Below are 11516 nucleotides of genomic sequence, written 5' to 3' on the forward strand. Positions count from 1 at the left end.
TCCACGCCCCTCGCCCGGGTGTCGCGCCGCGACGCGCGCAGAGAACGTCCTCGGCTCAAATGCGTTCGCCGCTTCGTGTGTTCAACGGAGTCGGTCGTGACTAGCATCAGACGGATGACCAGCCCCGGTGGGCTCGGGGCGAAAACCTGGCCCGAGCTGGACGATCTCCGGTGCACGCTGGTCGTCCCGGTCGGGTCCACCGAGCAGCACGGTCCCCATCTCCCCGTCGACACCGACACCCGCATCGCGGACGCGATCGCACGGCGCGCGGCGGCTCGGACGGTGGGCGGCGAGACGCTGACGGCGCCACCGATCTCGTACGGGGCGAGCGGCGAGCACGAGGACTTCCCGGGGACCGTGTCGATCGGGCACGAGGCGCTCCGGATGGTGCTCGTGGAGTTCGGGCGCAGTGCGTGCCGGTGGGCAGGGCGTCTGGTGTTCGTCAACGGGCACGGTGGGAACGCGTCCACCGTCGTCGACGCGGTCCGCCTGCTCCGCTCGGAGGGGCGCGACGTCGCCTGGTGGGCGTGTTCGTCCGCCGGCGCCGATGCACACGCCGGGCACACCGAAACGTCGGTGTTGCTGCACATCTCGCCCGAGGTCGTCCTGGCGGACCGCGTCGTCGCGGGCGCCGGTGCCCCGATCGGCGAGTTGATCGGGGCCTTGCGGACGTCGGGCGTGCGCGCCGTCAGTGGGACCGGTGTCCTCGGTGACGCCCGCACCGCCACCGCCGCCGAGGGGCGCCGCATCGTCGAGGACATGGTGGACCGTCTCGCGGGGTCGCTGCACCGGTGGTCTCCCGATGCCCGCGGAGCCCTCGCATGACCGCCCCGGCGGACGTACGCCTGCCCGACGGGTTCCAGGTGCAGATCGACCCCCGGGTGTCGGTGTCCTCCGACGGTCGACACCTCATCGGTGGGTCGCCGACCCGGCTGCTGTCGTTGTCGGATCGTGCCGCGTCGATGGTCGACGGCGACGGGCGGCTGGTGGTGTCGGACGAGGCGTCGGCGACCGTCGCACGACGCCTTCTCGACGCCGGGGTCGCCCATCCGCGACCCATGTTCGGCCCGTCGGTCGACGACGTGACCGTCGTGATCCCCGTGCGCGACAACCAATCCGGGATCGACCGGCTCCTACGCGTCCTCGACCCGGCGCGCACGATCGTCGTCGACGACGGCTCCCGGACACCGGTGGTGGCTCCCGGCGCACGCATCATCCGTCACGAGGTCTGCAGGGGGCCGGCCGCGGCGCGCAACACCGGCGCGGCGGCGGCGGCCACGGACTTCGTCGCCTTCGTGGACTCCGACGTCGTGCCGGAGAGCTCCTGGCTGTTCACGCTCCTGGCGCATTTCTCCGATCCCCGCGTGGCGATGGTCGCGCCGCGGGTCGTGGCCATGACCCCCGCGGGCGGTGCGACGGCGCGCTACCAGGCGTTGTGCTCCTCGCTCGACATGGGCCGTCGCGAGGGGCCCGTCGTGCCGGGCTCCCGCCTGCCCTACGTCCCCAGTGCCGCGATCATCCTGCGGCGCACTGCCTTCGACGGTTTCGACGAGCGCCTGCACGTCGCGGAGGACGTCGACCTGTCGTGGCGCCTGCACGCAGCCGGCTGGACCGTCCGATACGACCCCATCGCCACCGTCGCCCACGACCACCGGACCGCGCTGGGTGCGGCGCTGGGCCGTCGTCGCTTCTACGGGACCGGGGCGGCGCTGCTGTCCGATCGGCACCCGGGTGTGGCCGCACCGCTCGTCATGACGGTCCCGACGGCGTTGGCCGCCCTGGCGGCCCTCACCCGGTCGCGGTGGGGGGCAGGCGTGATCCTGGCCATGATCGCGGTGGTCGCCTCCCGGCTGTACCGACGGGTGGAGGCGGTGCCCGACGCCGCGACCGTGGCGGCGCGGTTGACCGCCGAGGCGGTGGGATTCGGTTTCCTGCAGTTCGCCGCGGCGCTGTGCCGCCACTACTGGCCGGTCTCGGCGCTGCTCGCCCTGATCTCGACACGGTTCCGATCGGTCCTGCTGGCGGTGGCCCTCGTCGACGGTGTGGCGGAATGGGTTCGGGCCGAGGTCGTCAACCCCGATCCGGTCGAGCCACTCGGCGTGGCCCGGTTCGTGATCTTCCATCGCCTCGACGACCTGGCCTACGGGGCGGGTCTCTGGCAGGGGGTGGTGACGGCACGGACGGCGGCCGCGCTGCGCCCGACGATCGTGCGCGCACGCGGATCCGGTTCTCACCGCCCGGCGCCGGTGCCGGCCGCGGGGCGGTGACCGCGCGGCGCGAGATCGTCGTCGTCGGCGCGGGCAGCAGCGGTTGTGTCGTGGCCGAGAGGCTCAGTCGATCCGGCGCGGACTCGGTCGTTCTGGTGGAGGCGGGCGGTCCCGCCCCGGAGCCGGTCGACCTGTCCGTGCTGCCCGTGCGTGACGGCGCGCGGGTGTGGCATCACCGCGACACCGAGGGCACCGAACTCCCGCGCGGACGGGGCGTGGGCGGGTCGTCGGCGGTGAACGGCGGGTACTTCCTGCGCCCGCACCGCGACGACCTGGCCGCCTGGGATCCCGACCTGTGGGGGATTCCGGCCGTCGAGCGTGCCTTCGACACGCTCGACGGGGGCGCCGGGGGTGGCGGCGTGATGACGGTGCGGCGGTTCACCGACGACGAACTCCACCCGCGCGCGGTGGCCTTCGAGCGGGCGATGCGGGCGGACGGTCACGTCGACGTCGACGGGGTGTGGCCGGAACCGGGGATCGTCCGCGTCCGTACCAACGCCCGCGGCCGGCACCGCACCACGGCGGCCGACGCCTTTCTCGCGGATGCTCGTCATCGTCGGGATCTGTTGATACGCAACGATGTGCGTGTCGAAAGGATCGAGATGAACGACGCCACAGTGCGATCCGTCGTCACCGACAGCGGCGAGCGCATCCCCGCCGACGTGGTGGTGCTGTGCGCGGGGACGCTGGCGACCGCGGGGATCCTGCACCGGTCGGGGTCGGTACCCGTCGTCGTGCCGCTCGCCGAACACCGCGAGCTGCTCGTGCGGTGCCGAGCGCGAGGTGACGACGGAGACGTCTCCCCGGTCCTGCAGTCGGTGATGCACACCGACGACGGGATGGAGATCCGTTGCTATTCCCATGATTTCGCCGCGCACATCACCGGACTCGAGCAGACAGGGCCGGCGATCGGGGTGGCCGCGATGCGCCCGGGGTCGGCGGGGTCGATCCGGTTCGACGCCGACGGTGGGGCGCCCGAGGTCGACCTGGGTCGTCCCGACGACGAGACCCGGCAGCGGATGCAGGTGTGGGCGGAGCGCATGGCGACGGTCCTGGACGGCCCCGCGTTCGCCCACCTCGTCGCACCGGGGAGCGTCACGGTCGACGATCGCCTCGCGACCTCGCACCACGCATGGGGAACGGCGCCGATGGGCGGTGGGCCGACAGGGGTCGGTACCGACTGGCGCGGTCGCGTCGTCGACCACGACGGGCTGTACGTCGCCGACGGGTCGGTGCTGCCGACACCGTTGTCGAGCGGACCGCACGCGACGGTCATGATGGTCGCGTCGGTGATCGCGGACCGCATCGGCCGGGAGCGGGACTAGCCTGACCGCCATGGCATCCCTGAGCGATCCCCACATCCGCACGTTCCTCGAGACGGGGACGAAGACCGGGCACCTGGGCTGGACGGCGTCCGACGGGCGGCCCCTCGTCGCCCCGATCTGGTTCGTCGTCGACGGAGACCGCCTCGCGTTCAACACGGGGGCGTCGACGGCCAAGGGCCGGGCGATCAGCCGTGATCCCCGAGTGGTGCTGACGGTGGACCTGCAGGAGCCGCCCTACGCGTTCGTCCAGGTGCAGGGGATCGCCCGGGTGAGTGAGGATCTCGACGAGGTCCGTCGGATCGCGACCGCGGCCGGTGGACGCTACATGGGCGCCGATCGTGCGGAGGAGTTCGGTGCGCGCAACGGCGTCGAGGGCGAGCTCGTCGTCTGGATCGAGCCGTCGAAGATCATCGCGTCACTGGACGCGACCGCCTGACACCTCCGCGGCGGCCCTCAGGTGGTCGTCGATGGACGTTCGCAGCAGGCGCATGTACGTCGTCATGTCGGGCAGCACCTCGTCGTCCGCGGTGACGCACAGTCGAACCCGACCGAGTCCGACGACCGCACAGTGGGCGAGGGTCGTCTCGTTCCCCAGCGGTGACACGCCGAAGCCGGACACGACGGGTACGTCGGCGACCGTCGCGACCGGGGTGGTGGAGACGATGGTCGACAGGACCGTGTTCACGGCCGTCGACGATGTCGCGCGGTGGCCGCGTCGGCGGGCCACGGCCCCCGAGATACGCAGTGCGAGAGCAGGGGCGAGCTTCACCGCACGCCAGAAGCTGCTCGTGACGACCGCGGTGGCGCGGTCCTTCTCCGAGCGTGTGCTCTGCGCTGTCGCCGCGATCCGCTCGACGACGTCGTCGATGTCGGTGTGCAGCGAGACCGACAGCGGGAGGAACTTGTTGGCGGTGTCGGTGTCCGACCCACCGGACTCCCAGCGCCGGGTGCTCATCGGGACGAGGCACACCAACGACCGGGGCGGCGACTCGTCGTGGAGCTCGAGGTACGCGCGGACGGCGCCGGCGACCATGGACAGCAGGACGTCGTTCTCGGTGGCCGACGGGACGAGTCGTGCGATGCGCGTGAGGTCGTCCTGGTCGAGTTCGAGGAAATCGGTCCACCGCCGCCCGCGGAGCCCGCGGTTGAACCGGGTGACCGGGGCTGCGCGGCGGTCGTAGACCGCCCGGTCCGACTGCGGTCGGCGTGCGGCGCGGCGGGCCTCGAGGAGCGCGCGGACGAGGGCCACCACGAACGCCACCCACCGTGCCGGCGCGCGGAGCACGTCGCGCGCAACCGTCCGCCACCACGGACCCTCCAACGGACCGATCGGGATGGGGTCGGCGGGCCGGTCGGGCTCGTCGGCCAGCAGGCGGTGCATCCGCTCCTCCCACCCGATGCCGTCGAACGCCGCGTGGTGGAAGGAGACCGAGAGGATCGTCGCCGATCCGCCCTGGCCGGGGATCCCCGTGACGTCGGAGAGCACGTCGATCGACCAGAGGGGCGCGGTCGTGTCGAACGGGCGGTCCGCCTCGTCGGCGATGAGTGCCTGCGCCTGCGGCCAGGTCATCCGGTCGGGGAGGACGCGGATGTGTCGCGTCGGGTCGCTGTCGGGGTCGACGACCCAGTAGGGCTCGCCCACGTCGCCGGGTGTCCGGCGCAGGACCGCCGAGAACATGTCGTCGACGGAGAGTCGGTCGCAGAGCAGATCCACGATGGATCCGCCGTCGAGACCGGTGGGCTGCCCGTCGGGGCGTGCCAACACCCAGCAGGACACGACCCGCGAACTGATGAACCCGTCCACGAGGTAGACGTAGCCCGCGTCACGCGCGCTGAGACGACGCATCGGAGGTCCTCGCTTCTGGATCGTCGACGAGATCCGACCGGCGCCGGACGGCGCAGATGTGTGTCCCCCGCATGTACCACAACAAATTCTCACTTTTCGGTAATGGGCGCATAAGAATCACCGATCCCTTTATTGTTGACGGAGTTCGTGACCCCGGTCCCGCACCGGTCGACGGACGTCGACCACCGACGTCGTCGGTGCAGAGAGGCAGCGATGACACGCTTCGATTCCCTCGTCGATTCCCTCGGGAACACGCCGCTGGTGGGCCTGCCGCGGCTGTCGCCGAAGTGGCAGGACGACGGGTACGGACCGTCTGTCCGGCTGTGGGCGAAGCTCGAGGCGAACAACCCCACCGGATCGGTGAAGGATCGTCCGGCCGCGAAGATGATCGAGTGCGCGGAACGGGCGGGCCGACTGCGCCCGGGCGCGACGATCCTCGAGGCGACCAGCGGGAACACCGGGATCGCGCTGGCGATGACCGCGAAGGTCAAGGGCTACCGGCTCGTCTGCGTCATGCCGGAGAACTCGACCGAGGAACGTCAGGCGATGCTGCGGATGTACGGCGCGACGGTCGTCCTCACGCCGGCGTCGCTCGGGTCGAAGGGGGCGGTGGACGAGGCGCACCGCATGGCTGAGCGCGATACGAGTCTGGTGATGCTGGACCAGTACCGGAACCAGGCGAACGCTCTCGCGCACGCCGAGGGGACGGGGCCGGAGCTGCTCGCCGACCTCCCCGAGATCACCCACTTCGTCGCGGGACTCGGGACCACGGGAACGCTGAACGGGGTCAGCCGGTTCATGCGGGCACGCAAGGCCGATGTGCGGATCATCGCGGCCGAGCCGGTCGTCGGCGACAAGATCTGCGGGCTGCGCAACCTCGACGAGGGCTTCATCCCCGAGTTGTACGACCCCGCCCTGCTCGACGAGCGGTTCCCGGTCCACGCCGACCGGTCCGCGGCGTTCGTCCGTGCGCTGTTGGCGATGGAGGGCATCTTCGCCGGTGCCAGCGCCGGTGCCATCCTCGAGGCGGCCATCGGTGTCGGCGAACGCGAACTGACCGCGGGGCGGCGTGCCGACATCGCCCTGATCGTCCCCGACGCGGGGTGGAAGTACCTCTCGACCGGCGCATACGAGGAGACGGACAGGTCCGTCGCCGCGTTCGCCGGCCCCCGCTGACTCAGCGCGTCGCGGCTGCCCGCCGGTAGCTGCGGATGGCGGGGTAGGTGAACACGAGCAGCGCGCCGATCGCCCAGGCGAGTGTCTTCCACAGACTCGACCCGAGATCGCCGCCGACGGCGAGTGCGCGCATGGCGTCGATCGCACACGTCATCGGCTGGTTCGCCACGATCGGCCGCAGCACCGCCGGATAGGCGCTCACGGGTGAGAAGCCCGAATTGAAGAACATGAACAGGCTCGACACCAGCGAGACGATCGGGACCAGGGGCAGCCCCGTCGACGACAGTGCCAACGCCAGCACCATCGTCGAGAAGGCCGCACCGAAGAGCAGCGCGACGGCAAAGATGCCGAGCGAGGGGAGGATCCCCTGGTTGAACCGCCACCCGATGACTGTGCCGAGCGACGTCAGGATGATCGTCCCGAGCAGGATGCGGGCGAGTTCGGTGATGATGCGGGCCGAGAGATCGGCGCCGCGATGGACCGGGAGCGCGTAGAGGCGGGTCAACAACCCCGTCTTGCGCTCGCTCTGCAGCCGGACGCCACCGGCGAGCGAGCCGAACATGGCCCCGACCAGCACGACCAGCGGCACGGTGCCGAACGCGCTGTTCTGTCCGGTGGCCTTGCCGATGGCATCGCCCAGCACGACCTTGAACATGATCATGCTCAGCGCGGGGAACAGGAGCGTCTGCAACAGGGTCGTGCGGTCGCGCACCCAGACCAGCAGCTGTCGCCCGGTGAGGATGGCGGTGTGCTCGCGGTAGGCGGTCCAGCCGGTCTCGCCCGTGCGGTGCGGCGTCGGGAACGTCGTCGCCCGTTCCCGCAGGTCACCCGTCGGGTGACGATCGGCGAGATGACCGGGCTCGGGGTACTCGGGGTGCGGGTGGTGCGTGGTGCGACCCGCCGCGTCCTCGGTGAGGACGGTCCACGTCCCGACGACGGCACGGATCGACCCCGTCCCGGGGAACAACACCTGCCGGCCGGCCCCGGTCGGGCGCGGCGGAGGGGGTGTCGCCGCCAGCCGACTGCGGATGGCACCCTGGGGCAGCGCCACGGTCTCGGCGGTGGCGATCGCATCGGGGTCCGGTCGCGACCGCCACCAGTGGTCGACGTCGCCGTCGCCCGGCGCGCGGTGTCGCGGACGGCGCACGGTGCGGGTGCGGTCGGGGGCGTCGTCGGACGGGGTCCCCGTGATCTCCCAGCTCACTTGCGATAACCCCGCGCGAAGACCATGGCGAAGCCGACGAACACGAGGACGAGGATGCCCAGCGCCCATGCGCCGGGCGCGACGAACTGGTCGGCTCGGACGGACCCGCTGTCGAAGGCACGCATCAGTTCGGTGAACTGCGAGATGGGCTGGTTGCGCGCGAACGGACGGATCCACCCGGGGAACTGGGACTCAGGGACGAACCCGGTCGAGAGCATCCCGAGGATGAGCTGGGGGAGTGCGAGCGCCTGGCTCGTCGCCTCCGGGTTGTTGGCGAGGATGCCGATCGCGTCGGCGCCCACCGCGAGCAGGATGCCGATGGCGAGCGCGACCAGGATGAATCCGAGGAAGTACAGCGGACCCTGCTGCGGACGCCACCCGATCGCGAGGCCCGACAGCAGGGCCCAGACGAGCGACACGACGAGCAGGACCGTGTTCGCCACCATCCGGGCCAGCATCGGGACCATCGGGTTCACCGGCATGCTGCGCAGGCGTTCGGTGATGCCCACCGAGGCGTCCGTGGCCGCGCGCATCGCCGCCGAGGTCGCGACGAACCCCACCGACTGCAGGCAGATGACCGGCATGAGGAACTGCCCGTAGCGGACGCCGGGGATGGAGTCGAAGATGCTGCGCAGCGGGACGTAGAAGCAGATCGCGAGCATGATCGGCGCGAAGACGCCCAGGTAGAACTCGCCCTGGCGGAACATCGACCGCAACGACCGACCGGTCAGCGCACCGATCTGGTTGAGGGGGTGGACCGTGGGACGGCCGGTGTCGCCGCCCATGAGCCGGGCGACCGGGTCGTGCGCGCCGTCGGCCGTCACCACGGCCGGTCCCGAGGCGGCGCCGGTCATCGGGCTCCCGGGCCCGACGGCGCGGCCGGATCGCTCGGCGACTCGGTCAGCTTGAGGAACACGTCGTCGAGGGACGGCCGCCGCAGGCCGACATCGGTGAGTTCGATGCCCGCGTCGTCGATCCGGCGGACCACCTCGACGAGGGTCGCGGTACCGGTGCGGGCGGGCACGGTGAGTGCCGAGTCGGTCGCATTGCGTCGCACGCCGTCGGGCGCGAGGTCGGCGAGGAGATCGGCGACGCGGTCGAGGTCGTCGGGGTAACTCGGGACGACCTCGCACACCGTCCCCGCGACGCGCTCCTTCAACTCGTCGGCGGTGCCCTCGGCGATGACCCGGCCGGAGTCGATGACGACGATGTTGTCGCTGAGGAGATCGGCCTCCTCGAGATACTGCGTCGTCAGCAGCGTGGTGATCCCCAGGTCGCGCAGCGACGTCACGATGTTCCACACGTCCTGTCGGCTCCGGGGGTCGAGGCCCGTCGTGGGTTCGTCCAGGAAGACGACCTCGGGGCGCACCACCAGGCCACACGCGATGTCGATGCGGCGACGCATGCCACCGGAGAACGTCCCCACGCGACGACCGGCCGACTCGGTGAGCGCGAACGCCTCGAGCAGTTCTTCCGCGCGCCGCCGGGCCGTCTTCTTGTCCAGCCCCATCAGACGTCCGAAGAGGACGAGGTTCTCGCGTCCGGTGAGGGCCTCGTCGAGCGCGGCGAACTGTCCGGTCAGCATGATCGACTGCCGGACGCCCGCGCGGTGGGTCACCACGTCGTAGCCGGCGATGGTCGCCGAGCCGCCGTCCGGGACGAGCAGCGTGGCGAGCATGTTGACCGTCGTGGTCTTCCCGGCGCCGTTGGGGCCCAGGAGGCCGAGCACGGTCCCGGTGGGCACCTGGAAGGAGACGCCGTCGACGGCGGTGAAGTCACCGAACCGTTTCACCAGGTTGTCCGCGACGACCGCGGGCTCCGTGGCTGATCGGGCGTCCCCGGCCAACCGGCCCTGCGTCACTGACATCGGTCGTCTGCTCCCTGGTCGAGTTCTCGGGCAGCGGGGATCGGGATCCTGAAGTCGCGATCGCGGCTGTCACGACGAAGATAGCCGACCGGGGATGCCGTCGAGGGCAACCCGTCAGGCCTGTAACGCCTCGGCGGACGCCGCCGATATCTCTTCGGAGTGACCGGGGAATTCGCGATGACGTATTTCTGGTTGCTGAAAGTCGGATAACATTTACGCGTCCGACAATGCGCCGACATTCGACACGTCGATCGGGTGCATTCGGAACACGAGCTGGAGGAGGGACCGTGGCGACTACGCTCGGTGTAGGACTCAGCACCCCCCCGACCGCGGGTACGACACGCACCCTGGGCGAACTGGTGGCCCGCGCGGCCGCGGTGGCGCCGGAGGCGCCCGCCGTGACCCGGACCGACCGCACCCTCACGTTCGGTGAGCTGGCCGGCGCGGCGCGCGCCGCGATGACCTCGATGTCGACGACGAGCTCGATCGACGACTCCACGCTCACCGTCGCGCTGATGATGACCGTGCCCGGGCTCGCCGTGTCGGGGCCGGAGGGACTGGCGGCTACGCTTGCCGCGCTGCGGGCGGCGGCGACCGTCGCCGCCGGTACCGCAGGACGCACTCGCTGAACAGGAGGTCGACGCCATGAGCAATCCGTTCGACGACGAGAACGGCCGTTTCTTCGTGCTCGTCAACGACGAGAACCAGCACTCGCTCTGGCCGACCTTCGCCGACATCCCCGCCGGATGGACCAAGGTCTTCGGCGAGTCGTCGCGCCAGGAGTGCCTGGACTACGTCAACGAGCACTGGACAGATCTTCGTCCGAAGAGCCTCATCGAGGCCATGGAGGCCGACGCGGGGCAGTGACCGCACGCGTGACCTGCACGTTCCGGCCACGCCCGTGTCACGGGTGTGACACGAATCACCCGGGTGACGACTGTATTTCGGCCGTTTCCGGCGTGTGACGCCGCTGGTGGGGCCCCTTTTGTGGAGGCCCTCCAGAGGAAACCGTTCCAATCTGTAACGGAACAGACACCCATCTGCGCTCCCCCTCCGGTTAGTGTGATCGCACACACCGGGAAAGTCGCACATGTACAGGGGTGAGAGATGACTTCCACAGCAGTTCGGTCGGGGGGAACGGCCGCGTCGGACCAGTCGCTCGGAGCAGGCGCTCCGGACCTGGTCACTGCCGTTCGCCGAGTTGCTGCCGCCACGCCGGGTCGCGTGGTGTGCCGGTACCACTACCGCGCCATCTCCTACCGGGAGCTGGACGCCGCCCTGGACCTCATGGTCCCGGTCACCCGCGGTCAGCAGATGGACGACCGCGCCGCCGTCGTGGCCGCCGTCTTCGCCGCGATCCCGTCGCTGTCCGCCGAGCGTGACCCGGCCACCGTCGCGGCCGTGATCGACGGGACGTTCGCCCGCGTCCTCGCCGACCTCGCCGAGGTCGACATCGCCGCTGTCGCATCGCCACAACGCGCTGCGGGCACCAGCGAGATCGATCTCCGCGGTATCGCCAGCCGCCTCACCGGCGCCTGATCCACCGCCCGCGATCCGCGGGCGCAGGACACTTCACCATCCCGGCCTCGGCCGGCTCCTCGCTGCGTCGTCGACGTGTCGTGCTGATGTACCATCGGTAGTCGTTTTGTCGATGGTTCATGACGGCATTGCGATCGCACAGTCTGTCCACGATCCGGGCAGCCAGGAGGAACCGGGCGTGTCACCACGCCCGCAGGTCCGTTCGTGACACGATCGATGAGCGCTGCTTCACGTCAGTGCATTGTCGACCGAGACACGGTGGACCCTCGTTCGGGATGGGAGCACGAGAGAC

Annotated in this window: 12 protein-coding genes; 8 read left to right on the forward strand and 4 right to left on the reverse strand. The window is 70.6% G+C overall.

Features of this window, described 5'->3' with window-relative positions:
* Positions 1–114: 114 nt before the first annotated feature.
* From mftE to LX14_RS12215, 4 genes are read left to right on the forward strand one after another with little or no spacing between them, the layout of a single operon-like run.
* On the forward strand, positions 115–825 hold the full coding sequence (mftE, locus tag LX14_RS12200) for a mycofactocin biosynthesis peptidyl-dipeptidase MftE (RefSeq protein ID WP_253647453.1): 711 nt from the start codon (positions 115–117) through the stop codon (positions 823–825).
* On the forward strand, positions 822–2267 hold the full coding sequence (gene mftF, locus LX14_RS12205) for a mycofactocin biosynthesis glycosyltransferase MftF (RefSeq protein WP_253647454.1): 1446 nt from the start codon (positions 822–824) through the stop codon (positions 2265–2267). Before mftE ends, mftF begins: the two co-directional genes overlap by 4 nt.
* Positions 2264–3592, forward strand: a complete 1329-nt coding sequence (mftG, locus tag LX14_RS12210) for a mycofactocin system GMC family oxidoreductase MftG (protein WP_253647455.1) — start codon at positions 2264–2266, stop codon at positions 3590–3592. Before mftF ends, mftG begins: the two co-directional genes overlap by 4 nt.
* Positions 3593–3602: 10 nt before the next feature.
* Positions 3603–4028 carry a PPOX class F420-dependent oxidoreductase gene (locus LX14_RS12215; RefSeq protein WP_253647456.1) on the forward strand — a complete coding sequence of 142 codons (426 nt, stop codon included), beginning with the start codon at positions 3603–3605 and terminating at the stop codon, positions 4026–4028.
* Here LX14_RS12215 and LX14_RS12220 read toward each other — a convergent pair.
* Positions 4008–5438: a wax ester/triacylglycerol synthase domain-containing protein gene (locus LX14_RS12220; RefSeq protein ID WP_253647457.1), complete on the reverse strand. Its 1431-nt coding sequence runs from the start codon at positions 5436–5438 to the stop codon at positions 4008–4010. The two genes, LX14_RS12215 and LX14_RS12220, sit on opposite strands and share 21 nt — an antisense overlap.
* Before the next feature lie 213 nt (positions 5439–5651).
* Here LX14_RS12220 and LX14_RS12225 point away from each other — a divergent pair, with 213 nt between their 5' ends.
* A complete protein-coding gene (locus LX14_RS12225; protein ID WP_253647458.1) occupies positions 5652–6614 on the forward strand; it encodes a PLP-dependent cysteine synthase family protein in 963 nt (320 codons plus the stop codon).
* A 1-nt stretch (position 6615) separates the two neighbouring features.
* On the opposite strand, the gene LX14_RS12230 is transcribed toward LX14_RS12225, so the two are convergent.
* The 3 genes from LX14_RS12230 to LX14_RS12240 form a co-directional block, all read right to left on the reverse strand.
* Positions 6616–7437 (reverse strand): ABC transporter permease, encoded by an 822-nt coding sequence (locus tag LX14_RS12230; protein WP_253648000.1) that lies wholly within the window; start codon positions 7435–7437, stop codon positions 6616–6618.
* A 377-nt stretch (positions 7438–7814) separates the two neighbouring features.
* A complete protein-coding gene (locus LX14_RS12235) occupies positions 7815–8672 on the reverse strand; it encodes an ABC transporter permease (protein ID WP_253647459.1) in 858 nt (285 codons plus the stop codon).
* A complete protein-coding gene (locus LX14_RS12240) occupies positions 8669–9685 on the reverse strand; it encodes an ATP-binding cassette domain-containing protein (RefSeq protein ID WP_253647460.1) in 1017 nt (338 codons plus the stop codon). The genes LX14_RS12235 and LX14_RS12240 overlap by 4 nt, the downstream gene beginning before the upstream one ends.
* A gap of 287 nt (positions 9686–9972) precedes the next feature.
* On the opposite strand from LX14_RS12240, the gene LX14_RS12245 reads away from it, so the two are divergent.
* The 3 genes from LX14_RS12245 (at position 9973) to LX14_RS12255 (ending at position 11224) form a co-directional block, all read left to right on the forward strand.
* Complete coding sequence (locus LX14_RS12245; RefSeq protein ID WP_253647461.1) at positions 9973–10314, forward strand: hypothetical protein; 342 nt, start codon at positions 9973–9975, stop codon at positions 10312–10314.
* Between the two features lie 16 nt (positions 10315–10330).
* Positions 10331–10552 carry an MbtH family protein gene (locus LX14_RS12250; RefSeq protein ID WP_253647462.1) on the forward strand — a complete coding sequence of 74 codons (222 nt, stop codon included), beginning with the start codon at positions 10331–10333 and terminating at the stop codon, positions 10550–10552.
* 360 nt (positions 10553–10912) lie between these two features.
* Positions 10913–11224, forward strand: a complete 312-nt coding sequence (locus LX14_RS12255) for a hypothetical protein (RefSeq protein ID WP_253647463.1) — start codon at positions 10913–10915, stop codon at positions 11222–11224.
* Positions 11225–11516 lie beyond the last annotated feature (292 nt).

Source organism: Williamsia deligens, from assembly GCF_024171765.1.
Classification (GTDB): Bacteria; Actinomycetota; Actinomycetes; order Mycobacteriales; family Mycobacteriaceae; genus Williamsia_A; species Williamsia_A deligens.